At 44.5% G+C, this 21,008-nt stretch carries 18 protein-coding genes; 12 read left to right on the top strand and 6 right to left on the bottom strand.

What is annotated here, in order from left to right:
* Positions 1-136: 136 nt before the first annotated feature.
* The 3 genes from AC58CZ_RS00675 to nadR form a co-directional block, all read right to left on the bottom strand.
* Positions 137-571 carry an Mpo1 family 2-hydroxy fatty acid dioxygenase gene (locus tag AC58CZ_RS00675; RefSeq protein WP_075107150.1) on the bottom strand — a complete coding sequence of 145 codons (435 nt, stop codon included), beginning with the start codon at positions 569-571 and terminating at the stop codon, positions 137-139.
* A gap of 212 nt (positions 572-783) precedes the next feature.
* Positions 784-1,515: a nicotinamide riboside transporter PnuC gene (gene pnuC, locus AC58CZ_RS00680; protein ID WP_494223656.1), complete on the bottom strand. Its 732-nt coding sequence runs from the start codon at positions 1,513-1,515 to the stop codon at positions 784-786.
* Positions 1,516-1,630: 115 nt separating this feature from the next.
* Positions 1,631-2,689, bottom strand: a complete 1,059-nt coding sequence (nadR, locus tag AC58CZ_RS00685) for a multifunctional transcriptional regulator/nicotinamide-nucleotide adenylyltransferase/ribosylnicotinamide kinase NadR (RefSeq protein ID WP_494223655.1) — start codon at positions 2,687-2,689, stop codon at positions 1,631-1,633.
* A gap of 582 nt (positions 2,690-3,271) precedes the next feature.
* Between nadR and AC58CZ_RS00690 the strand changes: the two genes are divergently transcribed.
* The 4 genes from AC58CZ_RS00690 (at position 3,272) to AC58CZ_RS00705 (ending at position 7,595) form a co-directional block, all read left to right on the top strand.
* The gene (locus tag AC58CZ_RS00690; protein WP_201597988.1) at positions 3,272-3,484 is read left to right on the top strand and encodes a PspC domain-containing protein; all 213 of its coding nucleotides are present in this window, start codon (positions 3,272-3,274) and stop codon (positions 3,482-3,484) included.
* A 463-nt stretch (positions 3,485-3,947) separates the two neighbouring features.
* Complete coding sequence (glyQ, locus tag AC58CZ_RS00695; protein WP_494223753.1) at positions 3,948-4,946, top strand: glycine--tRNA ligase subunit alpha; 999 nt, start codon at positions 3,948-3,950, stop codon at positions 4,944-4,946.
* 9 nt (positions 4,947-4,955) lie between these two features.
* Positions 4,956-7,049 (top strand): glycine--tRNA ligase subunit beta, encoded by a 2,094-nt coding sequence (gene glyS, locus AC58CZ_RS00700; protein ID WP_494223654.1) that lies wholly within the window; start codon positions 4,956-4,958, stop codon positions 7,047-7,049.
* Between the two features lie 249 nt (positions 7,050-7,298).
* Positions 7,299-7,595: a hypothetical protein gene (locus tag AC58CZ_RS00705; protein WP_494223653.1), complete on the top strand. Its 297-nt coding sequence runs from the start codon at positions 7,299-7,301 to the stop codon at positions 7,593-7,595.
* Positions 7,596-7,728: 133 nt separating this feature from the next.
* On the opposite strand, the gene AC58CZ_RS00710 is transcribed toward AC58CZ_RS00705, so the two are convergent.
* Both AC58CZ_RS00710 and AC58CZ_RS00715 read right to left on the bottom strand, forming a co-directional pair.
* A complete protein-coding gene (locus AC58CZ_RS00710; RefSeq protein ID WP_494223652.1) occupies positions 7,729-8,181 on the bottom strand; it encodes a cell division protein ZapA in 453 nt (150 codons plus the stop codon).
* A 107-nt stretch (positions 8,182-8,288) separates the two neighbouring features.
* Positions 8,289-8,729 (bottom strand): hypothetical protein, encoded by a 441-nt coding sequence (locus AC58CZ_RS00715; protein ID WP_071003030.1) that lies wholly within the window; start codon positions 8,727-8,729, stop codon positions 8,289-8,291.
* A 212-nt stretch (positions 8,730-8,941) separates the two neighbouring features.
* Here AC58CZ_RS00715 and AC58CZ_RS00720 point away from each other — a divergent pair, with 212 nt between their 5' ends.
* The 5 genes from AC58CZ_RS00720 to AC58CZ_RS00740 all read left to right on the top strand — a co-directional run bounded on the left by AC58CZ_RS00720 (position 8,942) and on the right by AC58CZ_RS00740 (position 14,174).
* The gene (locus AC58CZ_RS00720; protein WP_071003031.1) at positions 8,942-9,595 is read left to right on the top strand and encodes a UPF0149 family protein; all 654 of its coding nucleotides are present in this window, start codon (positions 8,942-8,944) and stop codon (positions 9,593-9,595) included.
* A gap of 106 nt (positions 9,596-9,701) precedes the next feature.
* Entirely contained in the window at positions 9,702-10,940 is a 1,239-nt protein-coding gene (gene argE, locus AC58CZ_RS00725; RefSeq protein WP_494223651.1) for an acetylornithine deacetylase, read from the top strand.
* Positions 10,941-11,094: 154 nt separating this feature from the next.
* Positions 11,095-11,823 carry a LysE family transporter gene (locus AC58CZ_RS00730; RefSeq protein ID WP_494223650.1) on the top strand — a complete coding sequence of 243 codons (729 nt, stop codon included), beginning with the start codon at positions 11,095-11,097 and terminating at the stop codon, positions 11,821-11,823.
* Between the two features lie 767 nt (positions 11,824-12,590).
* On the top strand, positions 12,591-13,805 hold the full coding sequence (locus AC58CZ_RS00735) for an RtcB family protein (protein ID WP_494223649.1): 1,215 nt from the start codon (positions 12,591-12,593) through the stop codon (positions 13,803-13,805).
* A gap of 132 nt (positions 13,806-13,937) precedes the next feature.
* A complete protein-coding gene (locus AC58CZ_RS00740) occupies positions 13,938-14,174 on the top strand; it encodes a hypothetical protein (RefSeq protein ID WP_494223648.1) in 237 nt (78 codons plus the stop codon).
* A gap of 102 nt (positions 14,175-14,276) precedes the next feature.
* Here the strand turns inward: AC58CZ_RS00740 and miaB are convergent, their stop codons facing one another.
* Positions 14,277-15,770: a tRNA (N6-isopentenyl adenosine(37)-C2)-methylthiotransferase MiaB gene (gene miaB, locus AC58CZ_RS00745; RefSeq protein WP_485633296.1), complete on the bottom strand. Its 1,494-nt coding sequence runs from the start codon at positions 15,768-15,770 to the stop codon at positions 14,277-14,279.
* A gap of 347 nt (positions 15,771-16,117) precedes the next feature.
* Here miaB and AC58CZ_RS00750 point away from each other — a divergent pair, with 347 nt between their 5' ends.
* The 3 genes from AC58CZ_RS00750 (at position 16,118) to AC58CZ_RS00760 (ending at position 20,744) form a co-directional block, all read left to right on the top strand.
* Positions 16,118-18,250: a transglycosylase SLT domain-containing protein gene (locus AC58CZ_RS00750; RefSeq protein ID WP_494223647.1), complete on the top strand. Its 2,133-nt coding sequence runs from the start codon at positions 16,118-16,120 to the stop codon at positions 18,248-18,250.
* A gap of 466 nt (positions 18,251-18,716) precedes the next feature.
* The gene (locus AC58CZ_RS00755) at positions 18,717-19,358 is read left to right on the top strand and encodes a T2 family ribonuclease (protein WP_058025029.1); all 642 of its coding nucleotides are present in this window, start codon (positions 18,717-18,719) and stop codon (positions 19,356-19,358) included.
* Positions 19,359-19,754: 396 nt separating this feature from the next.
* Positions 19,755-20,744, top strand: a complete 990-nt coding sequence (locus tag AC58CZ_RS00760; protein ID WP_178379285.1) for a malate dehydrogenase — start codon at positions 19,755-19,757, stop codon at positions 20,742-20,744.
* Positions 20,745-21,008: the final 264 nt, after the last annotated feature.

Here is a 21,008-nt window from a genome sequence, read left to right on the forward strand (position 1 = left end):
GAAGTTTGCTAAATAAACTACAGAGCACGTAAAAAACGCCACCCAAGCATCGGGTGGCGTTTTTTTATGAATAATAAATATTAAAGACAGTACAGCTACATTGGATATTTGCAGAACTGATGCGACAATTTAATGATTATTTACGTTGCATCAAACTGTTGGCGACCCATGCTGGACCGATTAATAAAAACTGTAAATCTTCAAAAAACGAGGGTTTTTTGCCTTCGATTTTATGACCAATAAACTGACCAATCCAAGCAACAACAAATACTGCCGCCCACGCTTTGAATCCCCATGGCATAGCCGCCATAACCGACAGACAAATCAGAATAAACAGCCCCATTGCCAAAAATAGCGGCGTCGATAAGCGTATATAAAATAATAAGACTAATGCGCTCAGTACGAGAGTAAACCATACAGACAGCGACATTCCCATCCCCAACAAACTCACAAAAATCGTCGGCACACATAGCCAATGGATTTTCTTATTAATCAGGTTTTGGTGACTGACTGCATACTCACTGAGCCACTGCTCAAGCGTGCGTTTGGATATTTTGGGTTGACGAGACATACTAACCTCCTTGTTAGTAAATGAAATAAGACGCTGACATGCGCTATCAATTTAAATATTAACATGCGCAATTAGTACCAGTTGTAGCACTAATTGCGCGTGTCCACCATGTTATCTGTTAGACGGCACAGTCAATTTCGCTCGTATTGCCAATGCTATATTGGTAAGACTTATCTCAATATCTCAAACGCTTTTTTCTACAGATGTTGCTATTAACCTCGTTCGCTGCGATGCCACTCATAGAGACCGACAAAGGCGTTTACCTGATACACCATCGTCTGAATCGCAAAAATATAGTTGCCAGACATGAGATTGACGATCAGCCAGACAAAGTTGACGATGATCCATAACCACCAGTTAAAGGAATAACGCAGGATCATGGCAGCTTGCGCGGTAATAGACAGCACAAAGGCAATGACGTTGATCCAAAAGAAAGAGATGAATCCCAAAAACAGGCTATTATCATCCTCTACGACGGCATAACCGTAGCTCGCCAGTAGATCATTGACGGTTGGGAAAAGGGCAAGACCGATGATGATAAATGCGGCAGTGATCAACCACACCGCTTTGCTCGCTGATTTTGGGATCATGTCGCCATCAGGGTCGGTGTGTTTTGACCAGTAAAAGATGCCATAGACATGGGTAAAAAAGTTAAATAGGGGCGCGAGCATCAGACCCACTGCGCCAGATGTGGCCTGTACAATGACTTCCCCTGCGGTTGCGCCCATACCAAAGCCATTGCCCATGACGTTTTTGCGAAATGACAGTGACACCACACAAATCAGACCAATAAACGAGACAGCCAAGTAAAACCAATCAAGCATGGTATGGTCGGTTGTGAGCCAAAAACCTGCGGATAAGGCAATGACCCCGCAAATAAACCAAACGATGATCCATTGCATCGACCATTTTCCGGTGATGTTATCCAGTAGCTGAATACGCATAAATTTTTCCTCTAAAATTGATACTGATTTCAATATAGTGCTAACGACAACATAATGTTAACTGCAACGCGCTAGCTGAATAAATGATGATAAATAGGGCACTCTTTGATGCCTCTTATAATGTTTTGCCATAAATATGCTGATCGATAAATTGCAGTGCTTGCTGATAACGAGCATCGTAATCGGGCTGGTCAATCATATGCGGCGCGATATCGTGACGAGCAAAAATGTCTAGTAGGCGCTGCTCGAACCGTCCACGTGCTTCAGGCGTACCTAAAGAGCGCATGCCGTCATCAACCCATGGCGTATTGTTATCGAGCATGATGGTGTGGTCTAAGCGAAACTCATCAACGCAAGCAGCGACAAAAGGATGCGTGCGACCTTCGTACTCTTCACAAAACGCTTGTGTGGTCACAAAATCCGTATCAACGATCGTAACCGGAGCCGTTGCATTGGCTTTAGCATCGCGTATCGCTTGCGCATGATCCAGACAAATAGGGCCGTAATCGCTGTACTGTAGCCCAACTTCGCTACCGCCCAAATCTGTGCCCACATACAGACGGCCCATCTCCAGCGCAAAGCTGGCACCATAGTAATTAGCCAGCTTATGCACCAGTGTTGTCTTGCCAGAGCTTTCGCCGCCGACGATCGCAACGGTTTTTGTATAGTTAGCGCGTGCCTCTGGATGGATTGCTGACCAATGGGCGACTGGGTCGCGAGCAATGGCGTACGAGTCGAACTCAGGCTGTAGCGTAGTAGTGACCACTTGTAGGATAAGTTGCTCTTGTACATCACTCTGCGTCAGTGGGTGGTTCTCCGCCATAAACAATGCTGTCTCTGCAGGGAGTGCTAATGCCTTTATCAAGCGCTGCAATTTGGCATTACTAGTCGCCACATCGATCCTGACATTTTCGCTACTATCATAAAGATGCTCATGAAGCGGTAACTCGATCTCATCAGTAGTATGAATATGAATAAATGGCAAATCCGCACAGGCCATCTGTAGCCAACGCGCTTTGTCTTGTAAGGTGATCGTAAAATCTGGATGCGGTGATGGATGCGTCATAATGACGATATGCAGGGTCTTTGCTTGTCCTGCTGCTTCTAATATGCTGCGCATTTGCCCCAAATGTAAGGGCTCAAAGTGTCCAATCATCAATCCGTTGTCGTACATAGCCATCCTTATTCTGTTTTGGGCTTATATTTGTTTCAGGTTTAAGGATAAATTCTCTAAAACCTGAGTTACTTATGAGCATGGTATAAAGGTTTTGGAGGATTTACAGGTAGGTTATTGTAAATCTGACTTATATTTGACTCTTACACAGATTATTATGTTTTTCATCAGCGGTTTTTGTGTGAATCTAAAAATAAAAAGCGAGTGATGATTTTTTGACAATTGAAGATTTGAGCATTCATTACCACTGTCAAGTCGCTATCAAAACACTACTTATCTCTTTGATCCATTTAAAAAATAATGAACTGTGTAAATAGCTAGAGCAAGGTTTTAGCAACAAAGTAAATTCTGAAACATTTTGAAATAACTATTTAAAATCAGGGGCTTGCGTGGTGGTATGACAGGTTAGGGCAAGCTTACGTATCATAAACTCACAAAGTACGTCTATACCTTCAACAGATAAATTTTCAAGAATTGATATACTTATTTATAAGATGGCAAGGCAAGGTAGCCTTGAGACTAAAGAAGCAAGAAAAAAACAAAAAATACATTATAAAAATAGATAACAGAGAGGTATTTAGTTTGGCTAAGTTAGCAAAATTACATCGCTCACAAAATAATCGCATGATAGCGGGCGTGATGGGCGGTATTGCAGAATATGTCGGCTGGTCACCTACGTGGGTCAGATTACTATTTGTAATTGTCTCGTCGCTAAGCGCTGCTGTACCGGGTATTTTGATCTATATCGTATTATGGATAATCATGCCAAAAGCCAATAGCGATTCCTATCAGTAACCAAGTCAGTAACCAAGCTTAATATTTAGGCATTAATACCCGTTAAAAGAAATAAATCTGTACCACAAGCAGCTGTCCAACAAGCAGTCTCCAAAAATAAAAAGCCTGAATCATCAGGATGCCCAAGATACAATTTTCCTCCTGCCCGAATGCTCACGCATTTGGGTATTTTTTTGTTTTCAAGATTAGTCGCCGGTCAGGCGTTTTTTATGATGGTTCGGTCGTAAATCAGGGATATAGTCGCGTGTTTTTATCGACAACGCAAATTTAGTTAACGTAAATATGGATAAAATAGTCAATTTTTAGTAAGGTGAGCAGGCAAATAGCGTCGTTGCCAAATAGGTGATGAGTGCTATCAGAGATTTATTTAATCATACCCATTTCACAGTGACTTACTATGAAAACCCAAACTATGACATCCGAAGCGACAACCCCGATGACACAAGACCAAACTCCTCAACCGATGACTTTTCAGGACTTAATCCTAACCCTACAGAATTATTGGGCTGACAAAGGCTGCGTGGTATTGCAACCTTACGATATGGAAGTCGGCGCGGGCACGTTTCATACCGCCACGTTTTTGCGCTCGTTAGGTCCTGAGCGTTGGAACGCAGCGTATGTACAGCCATCGCGTCGCCCGACTGATGGTCGCTACGGTGACAATCCAAACCGTTTACAACACTACTATCAGTTCCAAGTCGTACTAAAGCCGAACCCACCTAACATTCAAGAGCTATATCTGGACTCGCTACGCGCTATTGGTATCGATCCATTGGTGCATGATGTACGTTTTGTGGAAGACAACTGGGAATCACCAACGCTTGGCGCGTGGGGACTTGGCTGGGAGATTTGGCTCAACGGTATGGAAGTGACCCAGTTTACCTATTTCCAGCAAGTCGGCGGTATCGAGTGCTTCCCAGTAACAGGCGAGATCACTTACGGTCTTGAGCGTCTGGCGATGTATGTGCAAGGCGTTGATAGCGTCTATGACTTGGTCTGGGCAGATGGCGAGTTTGGCCGCGTCACTTATGGCGATGTGTTCCATCAAAACGAAGTTGAGCAATCGACCTATAACTTTGAGCACGCTGATGTGCCAATGATGGGTGAGATGTTTGATTTTTATGAGCAGCAGGCAGATAAGTTGGTTGAAGCAGGCCTGCCGTTGCCTGCTTATGAGATGGTGTTAAAAGCCTCTCATGCGTTTAACTTGCTTGATGCCCGCGGTGCGATTTCGGTCACAGAGCGTCAGCGCTTTATCCTGCGTGTACGTACGCTTGCGCGTAAGGTTGCGTTTGGTTATGTCGAAGCTCGTGCCAAGTTAGGCTTCCCATTGGCTGATGAGGCGCACCGCGCCGAAGCTCTTGAGAAGTATTTGCCAAAAGAAGACGCGGTAACAGAAGGCTCATCAACAGACAGCTTAGCCAAAGAAAGCACTAACAATCAACCGACGAACAAACAATAGGAGCATCCCATGAGTACTATTCTATTTGAACTGGGGTGTGAAGAGCTGCCTCCAAAAAGCCTAAAACCATTGCGTGATGCGCTGCAAACTAGTGTCACTGAGCAATTATCTGCAGCTGAGATCACCTTTGATAGCATCAAAGCCTTTGCCGCACCGCGCCGTTTGGCGATTCAAATTGAAGGCATTAGCGATAAGCAGCCTGACCGCACTGAGCAAAAACGCGGACCAGCCATCAAAGCGGCATTTGATAGCGATGGCAATCCAACCCGTGCGGCGATGGGTTTTGCTAAAGGCTTAGGTATTGAAGCGAGCGAGCTTACGACCATTAACACCGATAAAGGTGACTATGTCGGCTTTGAGCAAACGATCAGTGGTCAAGCGACTACCGAGCTACTGCCAGCTATTTTTCAAACGGCGTTAGATAGCCTACCGATTGCCAAACGTATGCGCTCAGGCGCAAGTCGCAACGAGTTTGTCCGTCCCGTCCAGTGGGTAGTATTGATGCAGGATGACACTGTTATTGATGCCACTATCCAAGGGCATGAGACAGGCTCGCAAACTCGTGGGCACCGTTTCCACAGCCCTGACTACCATGATATTGCTCATGCCAATAACTATGAGCAACTGTTAGATGGTCTAAAAGTCGTGGCAGATTTTGATAAGCGCCAAATGCTGATCAAAAACCAAGTCAAAGCATTGGCAGATGAAGTTAATTCTGATGCTATCGTACCGCAGGATTTGTTGGACGAAGTTACCGCATTGGTTGATTTCCCCATTGCGCTACGAGCAAGCTTTGAAGCGCGCTTTTTACAAGTGCCACAAGAAGCGCTTATCTCGACCATGCAAGCGGATCAAAAGTATTTTTGCTTGACGGATAAAACGGGCAAATTGCAGCCGTACTTTATCTTTATCACCAATATTGAGTCTAAAGACCCCAATCAGATTATTGAAGGTAATGAAAAAGTTGTGCGTCCACGTTTGGCTGATGCCGAGTTTTTCTTCTTACAAGATCAAAAGCAGCCGTTATTTGCACTCACAGAGAGCCTAAAAACTCGTGTATTCCAAGACAAATTGGGTACGATTTGGGAGAAGTCTGAGCGTATTGCTAAGCTTGCCGCGTTTATTGCTACCCTAATGCAGCAGCAAGGCCACGATATCAACGTCGATGACACTGTACGTGCGGGTATTTTATCCAAAGCAGATTTGGCCAGCTCGCTCGTTGGTGAATATCCTGAATTGCAAGGTATCGCGGGTACGTATTATGCACGTTTGAATGAGGAACCTGAGGCAGTTGCGGCAAGCTTGGAAGAGCAATACCTGCCCAAGTTCAGTGGTGATGTATTACCACAAACACCAGTTGGTATTTGCTTAGCGTTAGCTGATCGCCTAGATACGCTCGTTGGTATTTTTGCGATTGACCAAGCACCGACGGGTTCAAAGGATCCGTTTAGCCTACGTCGTTCTGCTATTGGCATTTTGCGTATTTTGATCGAAAAGCAGTTACCAATTAATCTTGTCGCATTGGTTGAGCAAGCGATTAAAGGCTATAGCGATGCTGAAGGTAGCAAAATTGCCAAAATGGGTGACACCTTTACCCAAGTGATGGCGTTCTTAAACTCGCGCTATCGTGCGATGTATACCGAGCAGGGCGTTAGCGTCGATACGATTCAGGCGGTACAAGCGATTAACCCGCATATGCCGCTTGATTTTGATCAGCGTATCCGTGCCGTACAAGCATTTAGCGAGCTGTCACAAGCGTCAATGCTCGCGGATTCCAACAAGCGCGTGGCTAATATATTGGCCAAGTCAGAAGTCGATGTTGCTGATACGGTTGATGAGACGCTACTATCTGAGACTGCTGAGCAAAATTTATATGCAAATGTGCAGCAAGCACAGACAGTGGTACAGCCATTGCTTGAGCAAGCGGACTATACGCAAGTATTGCAAACGCTGGCGAGCTTAGATGAGCCATTGACACAGTTCTTTGATAACGTGATGGTCAATAGTGACGATGCGGCGCTCAAAAATAACCGCTTGGCATTGCTCAAGCAGGTACGCGCCTTGTTCTTGACTGTGGCAGATATCAGCGAGCTACAGCTATAACTGCTAGCCTTTAATCTTAGATTTTGATACAAAAACTGGCTCACTGTGGCCAGTTTTTTGTTGCTATAGCACTTGGCTATTCGTCAGTGCCATGCATGACAACCCAGCATCATCGACAATTAACCGTAAAGGCATTGTGCCATTACCATTATTGACGGTAAAATTTAGGCATTCGAGCGTCTTGGATCATGGTAAGTGTCATCACTCTTGTTATTCATTACGTTTATTTGTCGTTGAAGGAGCGCTGCCGTGTTTGCCGTTATTATTGTCATTCTTATTATCTGGGCTTCCATGTGGGCTTTTTACAAGTTTATGTACCCACGTCCACCCAAAAGCATGATGCCAAAAGAGGGTGATGTCACCACACCGCGTCAGTGCAATTTTTGCGGTAACCGTTTGGCGGAGTATCGCGGTGTCCTTGAAACTAAGCCTAGCTTAGCGACAACCAGTGATGGTAATACTGAATCAGCCCAAGAATTATTCTTTTGCAATTATGAGCATCAGGCAGACTTTCACGCAGGCAAGACTTACAAACCTTATGCGTAAGCAGATAGATAAAAACGATTGACCATAAAAAAGCGCTTAGTATGGATGAACTAAGCGCTAATAGGCTGAACGGCTCTCTATCAGACTGTCTATCCTTTCGAATAACCTGTCTGCTGATACAACGCCGCGACTATTACAAAATAGAGTGGGCGTCTTTCATGATTTTATTTAGCAATGCCTGTGATTGCTTATCTTTTTGCAAGCGGTCTTCATCACTTCTTTGGTTGGCATGGATTTTTTCGTATAAATTCAAGCAGCACAGCACCAGTATGCTTTCTTGACTGAGGCTTGGTGCGTCTCGCTTTAGATCAAGCGCATAGTTATTGATATAAGAGACCGCCGATAGTAGCTCTTCTTGCTCATGAACGGGACAAAAAATTGGATAAGTCACGCCTGCAATCGCGATATCGACTTTTTTGATCTGGGGCTCAGTCGCTTTACCATTGGCTTGAGACGATGTGCTGGATGTGCTCGCCCCCGATTGAGTGGATTTTGGTACGGCTACGTCTTTATTCGGTGCTTGAGTATTTTGTGATGGGTTATTTTCTGGCTGTTTTTCTATAGCGTTGCTTTGGTTGTCGGTCATGATACATCCTACAATGTCTGGTCAGTGAAATGAGTGATATCAGGTTTTACAAATAGCGTTGGGCGGTTTAATAAGTAGCATATTTTGCTATCTATTACAGGAATGCGTTAGCTTTCTGCTTGATCGATGCGGGTTAAGCGTTGCAAGACGACTTGCGTACGCTCTGCTGCCAACTGATTCTTCTTTTGCAGTTCACTGTTTTGTTGTTTGATATTGCTATACTGCTGCTTTAATTCATTATTGTGCTTTTGCAACTCGCTATTTTGTTGTTGTAATTGGCTGATTTGTTTTTGTAGTTTGTCTTGTTCTTCACCAATCATATGGTGCGCTTCAGCAAGGCTTTGATAGCGCTTGTCGAGATCGTTCAGTTGCTTTTTTGCGCCATCACGCTCGCTGTGGCTGGCATCAAGCTTGTTTTTTAGAGCAGAGACTTCTTTTGCATCGCTAACAGGGTGTTGTTTTAGGCTGCTAAGTTCAGCACTGACAAGCTGATACTGTTTTTTGATGTCGAGTACCATTTTTTCTAATATTCTAAGTTGATCATACATAGTCAGTTTTTATCCTTAACAAGTAAGCGTGAATGAATTTTGTTCGCTGCATTTAATAATGCCATAGGTGACCGCATAATATCTATATCAACAAAGTAATTACAAGTACGAGGCTTTGTCTTTTTACTTTTATCTATCGATGATTTGTCCCAGACATTTTGTCGTGACGATTTTTATTTTTTGAACAGTAATCAACTACTAGGACCTCTATTATGAATGATAATATCTCTGGCTGGAATACTTGGCTGACTGCGTTTGATGATTGGACGGACGTGTCTATCAGTGAGGTGCACGGCCTGATGACAGGGCTTATGACGGCGTGTAACGCGCCTGATGAGGCCACATGGGCAAAGGTGTTTGAAGAGCTGAGCTTTGCGCCACTACCAGAGGCGGCATTGACGTTGCTGACAGAAGAAGCAGAAGACACGGTGTTTCAGTTAAAAGATAAAGATGATGCGTATGCTTACATGCCGCTGATCCCTGATGATGAACATGATTTATACGAGCGCGTGATGGCATTGAAACAGTGGTCAAACGGCTTTATGACGGGTTTTGGTATTACTGATTGTAATTTGAGTAGCGAAGAGAATGAGATGCTCTCAGATTTGGCTAAAATTGGTGGCATTCGGTTAGAAGAAGAAGAGGATTTTGAGGGGGGAGAGGAGTCTTATCTTTATATCTACGAGTTTGCTCGTATGGTGCCAGTGAGCTTTGCGACGCGTAAGCGCAAGCCTGTAAAAGACATCGCCCTGATTGCTGGACTATCTATCAATGCCAAAACTACCAAAGAGCTACAAGCAGAAGGCAAGTTGCCAAAACCGATGCCACCCGTGCTTGACGTGATGAATCAGAATAATCCATCATAAGACAAATCTGATGCCTCATAGTTTTTAAGAAATGGCTTTTAAGAAATGACTTTTAAGACATAATTCTTTAAGACATAGTTCTTAAAAATCATAATAGGGATATTTTATGATCCAAGATACTAATGACAATGCTAGCAATGACCAACAGTTAAACCCTGCTACGCACCCGAGTAATAGCCTTGATTGGCTGACACGGCTTATCGCTTTCGATACGGTCAGTCGACACTCCAATCTAGCATTGATTCATGATGTGAGAGCGTATTGTGAGCAGCTTGGTCTGACGGTAGATTTGACCTTTAACGAGGCAAAGACCAAGGCCAACTTGTTTGTGACCGTACCCGCTGGCGAAAACGCTGACCAAATTAATAACGGTTTGGTGCTCTCAGGTCATACTGATGTCGTGCCTGTCGATGGTCAAGACTGGACATCAGAGCCGTTCACCGCGACGATACGTGGTGACAAGCTATACGGACGCGGTGCGTGCGATATGAAAGGTTTTATTGCGTGTGCGCTGACAATATTGCCACAAGCTGTACAGCTATCTAATAGCGGTCAGCTGCGTCGCCCATTGCACCTCGCGCTGTCGTTCGATGAAGAGGTGGGCTGTTTGGGTGCGCCATTGATGTTGGCGGATTTAAAAGCGCGCGGTATCACCCCTGATTATTGCATCGTCGGTGAGCCAACCAATATGGCGATGGTGGTTGCACACAAAGGCATCGCGGTGTATCGTTGCCGTGTCCATGGTAAATCAGCACATTCTTCATTGATTGCACAAGGGGTCAATGCGATCAGCTACGCTAGCAAATTGGTGGGCTATGTCGACACGCTTGCTGAAGAACTGAGCGCTCGTGATGACAATGATGCATTGTTTACCGTGCCTTATTCGACATTGTCAGTAGGGACTATACACGGCGGTACAGCCACCAATATCGTGCCCAATCTGTGTGAGTTCACCTTTGACTATCGCAACCTGCCGCACATGACCCAAGACGATATACTAGCGCCCATTCAAGCAAAAGTTGCTGAGTTAAATGCGCAAATGCAAGCGCGTGCGCCTGAGACGGGTATCGAGCTGATGCAGGAAGAGAGTGTTCCTGCCATGACGGATAATAACAGCGCTGAGCTACAATCATTAATAGCAGCTCTGACAGGGGATGATGAGCGTCATAAAGTCGCTTACGCAACAGAAGGGGGGCAGTTTACTAATGCAGGCATCCCAACGATCATCTGTGGCCCTGGTAGTATTGAGCAGGCACACAAAGCGGATGAATATGTAGAACTGATCGAAATCGAACGTTGTGACGGCTTTTTGCAAAAACTATTAGACAGTTGTACTGCCAAGTAGCTTATAGAGGTGTCGATACGCTATAAAAGTGGCAAACATATGTATATAATGTGAGAAGTATCAATAATACCGCCTGAATGGCGGTATTTCTTTTTTTGGCGATGTGGCTGTTCGTATAAGAAGCATTTATATATAACAAAGTAGGGGTTAGCTGATGTCTTGGCATCTGTTTGCAGTATTTTTCGCAAGTACGTTTTTGATTTCCGCAACACCAGGTCCCAACATGTTGTTGGCATTCCAGTATGGCATGAACTATGGTGTGAAGCGCACACTATGGACGCTGGCAGGTTTGAGCTTTGGGCTATTTATCTTGCTGCTATCGACTTTACTTGGGCTGGATGTGATCAGTCGCCAGTCGCCATGGCTGCTCACAATTATCAAAGCCGTGGGCGCGGCATACTTGGTATATTTGGGCATCAGCTCATGGCGTGATGCGGGTGATGGTAGCTTGATGAGCGATGCCAAGGAGTTAAGTGCTGAGGTTGAGGCCGACTATGGGGCTTTTGAAGGTCAAGCTGGTACACCGCAGCCGCGCTCGCTGTCGAGTGCTGCGGTCAAGACAAGTCCCAGCAATCTCACTTTATTCCGTACAGGGGTCTGGGTATCTTTATCTAATCCAAAAGCGATATTATTTTTCGCAGCGTTCTTTCCTAAGTTTATTAATTTTAGTGCGCCACTATGGCCGCAATATATCTTATTGACCATTGGGCTATTCATGAGCGAAACCATTTGGCAGATCGTATATACCCTAGGTGGTAAAAAGCTGGCAAGCTGGCTTGATGTCGGTAATCGTTTAGCGTGGCTCAATCGTGGTTGCGGCATTATCTTTATTATAATTGCAGCGGCTTTGTTTGCTGAAGTAATTAATAGTTTTATGCTATAAAAAGTTATTAGTTATTATTTGAAATAATCACTTTGTTAAATGAATCGCTATGGTATTGCGTTTTTTTGTTATTCAAAAATTAATAGTTGACAATATTTTTTAAATCGTTATTATTATCTCACTGATTTATAGTCTTGCTATAAATTTCTAATAAATCTGCTACTGTTGCCCTGACATTAGCCACAACCTATGGAGGAATCATCGTGTCCTATATAACTGTTAAGACGTTTTTAAAGATTGAATGTATGAAAAGCATGACAACAATGAAGACTTCGAAAAGGTTTGGCTAAATTTATACATAGCTATTGAGTGATATTCTATCTATTCATATCAATGAATAGCCTCCTATATGTACTCGCTCCATCCTTCCTCTAAATCTACTTTGTTAAAATAGCGATGCGATAGTGCTAAGTAGTTTTGTGCTTGCTGTTATCTGTTTATCCAACATTCTGCTGTATCTTTACTACCAAAAAATCATTCACGCTAACACTTAGCGATTGTCTACCTGCGCGCATAATATTTACGCCCTTATTTTTGGTATGAAAGATTCTTCTTTAAAACGTCCATAATAAAGAAGCCATGAATTTTTATTGATTTTTAATTAATAAAAATACGGATTTTTATTGCCTATAATTTCTTAGATAATAATCTTTTTCTTATTAAACCATTATGTTTAATTTAGAAAGATAAGTAATGTCTAAAAAATATAAATAGACGAATTGAAAAAAATGCATGGCTTTAATAATAAAAAAACGGAAAATTAAATCATGAGTGTTCAATTAGTATTAAATAAAAATAGTAAACATGGCGTGCCTGTCAAAATCTACACTTCGGATGTCGAGCAAGGCGCGATGCAGCAATTACGTAACTTGGCTCAGCTAGAGTTTGTACATTCGCACATTGCGGTCATGCCTGATGTGCATGTGGGCAAAGGCGCGACCGTTGGCAGCGTGATTCCGACCAAGTCTGCCATTATTCCTGCGGCGGTCGGCGTAGATATCGGCTGCGGTATGAACGCTGTGCGCTTATCACTCACGGCAAGTGATCTGCCTGATAGCTTAAAAGCGCTGCGCTTGGTGGTCGAGCAGCAAGTGCCGGTGGGTTTTAATATGCACAAGCAAATCCAAGCAAAAAACTCCACGCTTGACCCATTAGGCAAACGCCTAAAACCGATTACTGATAAGCATCCGGGCTTACTCAAAATGCTTAAAGGTTTTGAGCGTACGTGGGCCAAACAGCTGGGTACACTTGGCGGTGGCAATCATTTCATCGAGCTGTGCTTGGATGAAAACAAAGATGTCTGGGTAATGCTGCATTCTGGTAGTCGCGGTATTGGCAACTGTATCGGTCGCTACTTTATCAATCTGGCCAAAAAAGAGCGTCAATCACGCTTTGGTCATGTGCCTGATCGTGATTTGTCGTATTTTGCTGAGGGGTCTGACAGCTTTGCCGATTATGTTGAGGCAGTTGGTTGGGCGCAGGATTACGCGCTAGAGAATCGCCGCGAGATGATGCGTTTGGTGATTAAGGCGCTGCAATCGCCGCAAGCAGGATTGCCACGATTTGCCCTGACCAAAGAAGCCATCAATTGCCATCATAACTATGTCAATGAAGAGGTGCATTTTGGCGAGCAGGTTTACGTGACGCGTAAAGGCGCAATCAGTGCTTATGCCGGTGAGCTTGGCATTATCCCCGGTTCGATGGGCGCAAAATCCTTTATCGTCCGTGGTCTTGGCGCGGCAGAGTCGTTTTGCTCCTGCTCACATGGGGCGGGGCGACAGATGAGCCGTGGTAAAGCGATACGCGCGTTCACCATTGATGAGCTAAAAGCGCAAACCGATGGTGTCGAATGTCGTAAAGACAAAGGCGTTATCGATGAGATACCGGGCGCGTATAAAGACATTGATGAGGTGATGGCCAATCAAAAAGACTTGGTTGAAGTGGTGCATACGTTGAAGCAAGTCATGTGTATTAAGGGCTAATACCAAGCCTGCAAATCCTCTTAGCGTCGTCAAACTTGCTTAATGTACTGGATATACAATTTGCGCTCGTTTTCCTCGCTAAGATGATTTTCGGCGTTGGTATCTAAAAAGGATTAAAGAATAGGTAACTATATGAGCTTAAAACAAACCCTAAAGAAAGCCAAACAAATTGAGAGACAGTTAGACAATCAGACTGAAGCAGGTGCACAGCACTCGCTAGGCGCAATGAAACCGCGTAATTATCTAGCGCTTGATCCACTGTTAAGAAAGGGTGGTCTTCATGAAAAGGAAGATATCGATATCGTCCGCAAGAAACGTCGCCGTGAGACCAAGCAGCAGCTACGGAAGACAGATTGGTTATCAGAATAGTGATGGTTAACATTCACCCGCAAAAAAGCCGTTCTCTATTATAGTGAACGGCTTTTTTATTTTTTACTCAAACTTATAATTTAACCATCGTTACTTTAACAGTTACGCCAATACTTCGATCAGCTCGCCTTTTACCATATGCGGGCTGACAAAATCGGTGACACGTACGCTGACAATTTTACCAAGCAGCTCATCACTGCGCTCAGGATCGTAAGGGAACATCACCGTACGGGTGTTGTCTGCTGTACCGATTAGGCAATCTGGATGGCGATTGGCGACTTGTTCAACCAAGACACGCGTTGTCGTACCGACCATCTCATGCGTTTTGGCCAATGTCGAGTCAACGATCACTTTTTGGAACTCAGCCAAACGCGCTTTTTTGGTGGTGAAGCTGACATCATCTGGCAGCTCTGCCGCTGGCGTGCCCGGACGCTTGGAGTAGATAAAGCTGTATGAATGATCGAAGTTCAGCTCTTTTGCTAAGTTTAGCGTGTCTTGGAAATCCTCATCAGTCTCGCCAGGAAAGCCAATGATAAAGTCGCTTGATAAGTGAATGTCTGGGCGAATGGCTTTTAATTTATTGATCTGATCGATATAAACATCGATGGTATGGTTACGCTTCATCGCAGCCAAGATGGCATTTGAGCCACTTTGTACAGGTAGATGCAGATGCGATACCAGCTCTGGCAATTGTGCATAAGCGTCAATGATGTCATCGGTAAACTCAAGCGGATGGCTGGTGGTATAACGAATACGTTCCACACCATCGACGTGCGAGACATAATGCAGCAGCTCAGCGAAACGGCAAATACTGCCATCGTCTTTTTCGCCGCGGTAGCCGTTGACGTTTTGACCAAGTAGATTGATTTCGCGGATACCTTGCGCGGCAAGGCTATCAATCTCTGCCAGCACATCGTCAAGTGGACGCGACAATTCTTCACCGCGTGTATAAGGAACGACGCAGAATGAGCAATATTTTGAGCAGCCTTCCATGATTGAGACAAAGGCTTTATATCCTTCGACTCTTGGCTCAGGCAAAAAGTCAAACTTTTCAATACTGGGGAAGGATACGTCAATCGTGCCAATACGGTTTTTGGGTGACACGTGGCGCTGATCGTTGGATTGATCATACAGCTCAGGCAGACGGTGCAGGGTTTGCGGGCCAAAGACCATATCGACATATGGCGCGCGTTTTTGAATATTATCCCCTTCTTGTGAGGCCACGCAGCCGCCAACACCAATCACGAGATCAGGACGTTTTTCTTTGAGTTTGCGCCAGCGCCCAAGCTCTGAAAACACCTTTTCTTGCGCTTTTTCGCGGATAGAGCAGGTATTCATCAACAGCACGTCGGCTTCATCAATGTTGTGCGTCACTTGCATGCCGTGCGAGTCGCCGAGCACATCGAGCATTTTGTCTGAATCATAGACATTCATCTGACAGCCTTGGGTGGTGATGAATACCTTCTTGGTTGCGGCTTTTTCGACGGGCGCTTGGGCTGAACTTTGCTCCTTGAGTGCAGTGACAGCACGCGCGGTGACAGTCGTCTCAGTAACAGCATCATCATCGATGCGGGGATTGAATACAGTAACACTCATAAGGGGAAGTCCATGATTGACCAAAAATATAACGGAGTAGCCGATTAACAGGTGGCGTATTTTATCACAACCCTGTACTAATGTGAAAAATTAGCATAGGCGATGGGTTGTCAATATGATAAATAATTCATAGCAGTATCAATTATTTACTGTGATTAATATTACCATTTATAAAAACTGAGGCTCGTTATCATTTCTATGTTACACCGTGCTCTCCTATTTATTAACAAAAGGTAAAGGAGATAGTTGAAAGTACAATGAGTATAGTATGATGATTGATATACCCTTGGCGGTACCTAGTAAACCGTTATTCAAATATTTGTAGAGATATTATAAAGAGAGTCAGTATGACAAAGTTGCGTGTTGCGCATAGCATCAGGGATGAAGAATTTACCAGTCAAAAGCGCGCGTCGAAGCGGATCGCATCCGGTACGTTACGGATGAGTGCGTTTAGCGTGGCAACCGCTATAAGCGCGCTTGGTGTGTCACAAGTGGCTTGCGCGGAGTTGACGTGGGGCGATGAGGAAAGCTACCAACAAGAGGGTAACTATCAGCAAAATTATCAGCAAGACCGTAGTATTGACTCATTTATGGCAGCGGCTATCGCAGCGGATCGCGGGGATGTGGGGGCGCTCTATAATTATGAGCAAATCATGAGCGGCGGTCTATTTGCCATGTATCCAACTTACTGGCGGATGAATCTAGACCTCAATTCACAAAGTTCAGCGGCCGTATCACAGTTTGTGCGTCAGTATCCAGATACGGTCATGGCTGAGAAGTTGGTGGCTGATTTTGCGGAGACTAAAGCGGGGTCGAATGACTACGCCTCGGTTAGACAAGTGGCAAATCTGATTACCAATCCTGATGCCAGTGAGCGCTGCGCTATCGCCCTTGGGTTCAATAATGGCGGTGATACCATGCGTGCCATGGCTGCCAAATCTGATGTTTGGCTAACCACCAAAAAGCAGCCAGCCCTTTGTGAGCAGCTAGCGATGGAGATGAATAACAACGCGCTCATTAGCAATCAAGATCGCGCTGCTCGTCTCAAGCGGATGCTGCGTGTCGGTAAGACAGGCGACATCATGGCATTGTCATCGCGCTTAGGGACACCGATTGCCTATTCGGCGCTTAGTGAAATTCAGCTCAATCCCTCATCGTTTTTTAGCCGCTTTGGCCGCGAGCCCGCCAGTCAAACCAATCAATACCTATACCTATATGCCCTTGGCCGTGTCGCAGATAAATCCTATCGAGAAGCGGCACTGCAATTAGATTTTGATATCAAGCAAGACAATCAGCGCGCTGTAAAGTTATTGAATGATGAAACGCGTCGTTACGCTTACCGTACGCTTGGCGTTAAGCGTATGAATCATAATACCGATGACGGTTTTAATGCTGAAGCAGTAGACTGGTTCCACAATAGCTTAGATGATGACTTTAACTTTGAAGAAGCGGAAGACTATGCCATGGCGGCAATCCGCTTTGGCCGCTGGGATGATGTGGTTGAAGCTATTTCAAAAATGGATGGTGAAATTCAGAAGGATGGTCAGTGGCAATACTGGCTGGCTCGTGCTTATGAGCAATCGAGTAATAGTAGCAAACGCAATACTGCTAAAAAGATGTATCAAAACCTAGCGAAAAATAATGACTACTATGGCTTGATGGCAAAAGACAGGATCGGTCAGCGCTTTGATGCCAGCCGCTTAGGTGGTAGCAATTTGCCTAATGTCAGTACCGCTGACCGCGCGCGCGTGATGCAAGATGGCAACTTTGCTCGTGCATTTGCCTTATATAACTCTGATGCTAGCCGCGCGTATGCCAACCGCGAGTGGAACTGGGCTGTGAAGCAAGCACGCGATAACCGTGATGACAATCTGATCATTGCTGCGGCTCGTCAAGCCTATGACATGGGCTGGCTCGATCGGGCGATTTATGCCGTCGATAATACCGATAGAGTCAATAGCTTGGCACTTTCGCACCCTATGCCGCACCAAGAGTCAGTGGTGCGTTATAGTCAATCAGCAGGCATTGATCCAGCGTGGGCTTATGGCATCATGCGTCAAGAGAGCCGTTTTGTGTCTTCTGCGCGCTCAAACGTGGGCGCCAGTGGGTTGATGCAAATCATGCCTGATACGGCAAAATATATCGCGCGTAACTTAGGTGAGACTTATAGTGCGAGCCGTGCTAATAGTGGCGATACCAACATTCGTTATGGTACATGGTATATGGGTGATATCTTAAGTAAACTGAACTATCAGCCAGTACTGGCAACCGCAGGGTACAATGCGGGTCCTAATAATGCCAAACGCTGGCAACCAACCTATGGCGCAATCGCCGCAGATCAATATGTCGAATCGATTGCCTTTCCTGAAACGCGTAACTATGTCAAACACGTGATGGAAAACGCTACTATATATAGCAGTCTGCTGGGTCGTAGCCAGCCAATCAGTCAACGTATGGGTACAGTACCTGCTGCTTTTTAATCAGTGAATTCGTATTTAATAGACCACTAGCTTTTATAGTTAACGGTCTATTTTTTATGGGCTAAATGGCAGCAAGTCTTAGTACTTTATACAATAAATACTGAACTTAATTTTGCAATTGTTGACGAGCACGACAACGTTTACGTTTTTGCTATAGATTAAAAGAGACATTTTGTTACCATTGCTTTAATTGACGTTTATGTTCTTAGATCGCTATGTGTTTAATGCTGTTAGCACAATGATTTAAGTGATAGCCCATGTTTTATCATTGCTAATTGCTCCCAGCCCTATGATCAAAAAATACTTCAAACTGCCTGTATTATCGAAAACTCGGCAACCGTTACTGATTCAGGTGCCCCGGTCATCTAATACGAAAGCAGAAACAAGCTCAAAATTTAAGACATCCAGTTTCTTGATGCAGTTCCGTGGAAGTTTGATAAGTGGAAGTTTGAAAAATAGGCATCATATGGGTAAAGTTAATAAAACGACGAGTTTTGGTGCTTTGTTAATCATACAAGGTCTTATGCTTACGCCAGCATATGCGGCGAGCACGGTCAAAGCTGGCCAGCGCGTATTGATGGTCGAGATGACCCCTGCGTTATGTAGCATGCAGCCGACAAGAGCCCGCATGCGTCAATGTCTAGAAGGCTATTCGTTAACAGTTTCAGGCTTAGACATGGGCTACGGCGAACGCTGTGGTCGTGGTAGCGAGCCACGTTTGACGCCACTACAACTGAAGGTTGTCAATCGCATCATGCCTGATACGACAGTACGTAGCCAAACGTGGCAGCGCTATGGTGCTTGTAGCCCTCTGAGTGCCAGTCGCTACTTCCGACAAATCACTAACTACGCTGGTGAACTAAAGCTTCCTAACGAGCTGAATACGGGCAACAGTTATACAGTCTCTAAATCTCGATTTATTAGTCAAATGACGCGCCTAAATAGTGGTATGTCATCAAATAGTGTCGATCTCATTTGCCAAGAAGGCAGTCGTCGTCAATCGATACTGACGGATATCCATGTGTGCTATGAGGGTAGCAGTTTTGGCACTTGTCACAATGTTGTAGATAACTGCGGCAGCCAATTCATCATTTCAGGTGGTAGATAGCTTTTATTTAACTATTTTTTAGATAGTCTACCGTTCTTTTTCTACATCCTTTTCGGTACTGTTTTTAATAAAATCTGAGTAAACTTGTCCGTATTACATTGTCATTTTTATACTCTTATTTACTCGTCTCATAGCGATAAAACATGCTATGGACCGTATCTAAAAATTATACAGCCCTTTATTTATAAGCTCTGAGCTTATAGATATTCTTTTCGTATAAAATGTAACAATATAGTCCCTGATGGGTCTATGACTGTATCTAGACGGTCGCTGTGATGAAGTGCTACACTAGCTCTCGGTTTATGTATGCTGCAATGCGGCAGACAAGTCGATATCTATAATGATAATCATCAATTAAAACTATGCATTATCCAATCATCAATTAGGGAGTATTCAATGTCAATGAAACAGCCTTTACGTGTTGCCGTCACTGGTGCCGCTGGTAATATCAGCTACGCGATGCTATTTCGTATTGCATCTGGCGAGATGCTAGGTAAAGATCAGCCAGTTATTTTGCAATTGCTTGAAATCACACCAGCGCTTGACGCCCTAAAGGGTGTGGTCATGGAACTAGAAGACTGCGCATTCCCATTGCTTGCTGGTATTGTCCAAACTGATGATGCAAATGTGGCATTCAAAGATGCTGACTACGCGTTACTCGTCGGTGCCCGTCCACGTGGCCCAGGTATGGAGCGTAAGGACTTACTAGAAGCCAACGCTGCGATTTTCTCAGCACAAGGCAAAGCATTAAACGAAGTCGCTAGCCGTGATGTAAAAGTATTGGTCGTCGGTAACCCTGCCAACACCAATGCCCTTATCGCTCAGCGCAATGCGCCAGATCTTGATCCACGTAACTTTACTGCCATGACTCGTCTAGATCACAACCGTGCGATGGCACAGTTGGCTGAAAAGACAGACAGCACTGTCAATGACATCAAAAACATGACCATCTGGGGCAACCATTCATCGACCCAGTATCCAGACCTAACGGCTGCGACTGTCAATGGCAAACCAGCGCTAGAGTTGGTTGATCGTGATTGGTACGAAAACACGTACATCCCAGAAGTACAGCAGCGCGGCGCGGCCATCATTAAAGCTCGCGGCGCCTCATCTGCAGCTTCTGCTGCCAACGCTGCTATCGCCCATATGCGCACGTGGGCACTCGGTACTGACGAGAACGATTGGGTCTCTATGGGTGTTTACTCAAATGGGGAATATGGTATCGCTGAAGGCCTTATCTACTCATTCCCATGCACATGCAAAAACGGCGATTGGTCTATCGTAGACGGCGTTGATGTGTCATCAGAATTCTCAAAAGAGAAAATGGCCGCCACTGAGCAAGAGCTGAGCGAAGAGCGTGATGCAGTAGCACACCTACTACCATAAGCTAAGCAGTTATATAGCTGTCTTAACTTAAGTAATGAGTGAAAAAGAAAAGCCCTCTTAAATAGGAGGGCTTTTTTGTGTTTATAAGATTCTTTTTCAAAAAATAGGATGAAATAAAAAGTAATCTATCGCATCTTTTGAAATGGCAATATCTGTTTGCTGCCTATACAATTGATAACGTTAGATAAACGTTGATTAACAGCTATTAGCACAAAGCTTGCTACAATAAATGGGTTAATTTGAATAATAAGCACAATTATCACT

This window comes from Psychrobacter sp. CR212 (assembly GCF_059693765.1).

What these genes read in the sequence shown, in the direction of transcription:
- AC58CZ_RS00675 (WP_075107150.1), bottom strand. Translation starts at nt 571, where the DNA reads ATGTCTCGTCAACCCAAAATATCCAAACGCACGCTTGAGCAGTGGCTC.
- pnuC (WP_494223656.1), bottom strand. Translation starts at nt 1,515, where the DNA reads ATGCGTATTCAGCTACTGGATAACATCACCGGAAAATGGTCGATGCAA.
- nadR (WP_494223655.1), bottom strand. Translation starts at nt 2,689, where the DNA reads ATGTACGACAACGGATTGATGATTGGACACTTTGAGCCCTTACATTTG.
- glyQ (WP_494223753.1), top strand. Translation starts at nt 3,948, where the DNA reads ATGACTTTTCAGGACTTAATCCTAACCCTACAGAATTATTGGGCTGAC.
- glyS (WP_494223654.1), top strand. Translation starts at nt 4,956, where the DNA reads ATGAGTACTATTCTATTTGAACTGGGGTGTGAAGAGCTGCCTCCAAAA.
- AC58CZ_RS00710 (WP_494223652.1), bottom strand. Translation starts at nt 8,181, where the DNA reads ATGACCGACAACCAAAGCAACGCTATAGAAAAACAGCCAGAAAATAAC.
- AC58CZ_RS00715 (WP_071003030.1), bottom strand. Translation starts at nt 8,729, where the DNA reads ATGTATGATCAACTTAGAATATTAGAAAAAATGGTACTCGACATCAAA.
- AC58CZ_RS00720 (WP_071003031.1), top strand. Translation starts at nt 8,942, where the DNA reads ATGAATGATAATATCTCTGGCTGGAATACTTGGCTGACTGCGTTTGAT.
- argE (WP_494223651.1), top strand. Translation starts at nt 9,702, where the DNA reads ATGATCCAAGATACTAATGACAATGCTAGCAATGACCAACAGTTAAAC.
- AC58CZ_RS00730 (WP_494223650.1), top strand. Translation starts at nt 11,095, where the DNA reads ATGTCTTGGCATCTGTTTGCAGTATTTTTCGCAAGTACGTTTTTGATT.
- AC58CZ_RS00735 (WP_494223649.1), top strand. Translation starts at nt 12,591, where the DNA reads ATGAGTGTTCAATTAGTATTAAATAAAAATAGTAAACATGGCGTGCCT.
- AC58CZ_RS00740 (WP_494223648.1), top strand. Translation starts at nt 13,938, where the DNA reads ATGAGCTTAAAACAAACCCTAAAGAAAGCCAAACAAATTGAGAGACAG.
- miaB (WP_485633296.1), bottom strand. Translation starts at nt 15,770, where the DNA reads ATGAGTGTTACTGTATTCAATCCCCGCATCGATGATGATGCTGTTACT.
- AC58CZ_RS00750 (WP_494223647.1), top strand. Translation starts at nt 16,118, where the DNA reads ATGACAAAGTTGCGTGTTGCGCATAGCATCAGGGATGAAGAATTTACC.
- AC58CZ_RS00755 (WP_058025029.1), top strand. Translation starts at nt 18,717, where the DNA reads ATGGGTAAAGTTAATAAAACGACGAGTTTTGGTGCTTTGTTAATCATA.
- AC58CZ_RS00760 (WP_178379285.1), top strand. Translation starts at nt 19,755, where the DNA reads ATGTCAATGAAACAGCCTTTACGTGTTGCCGTCACTGGTGCCGCTGGT.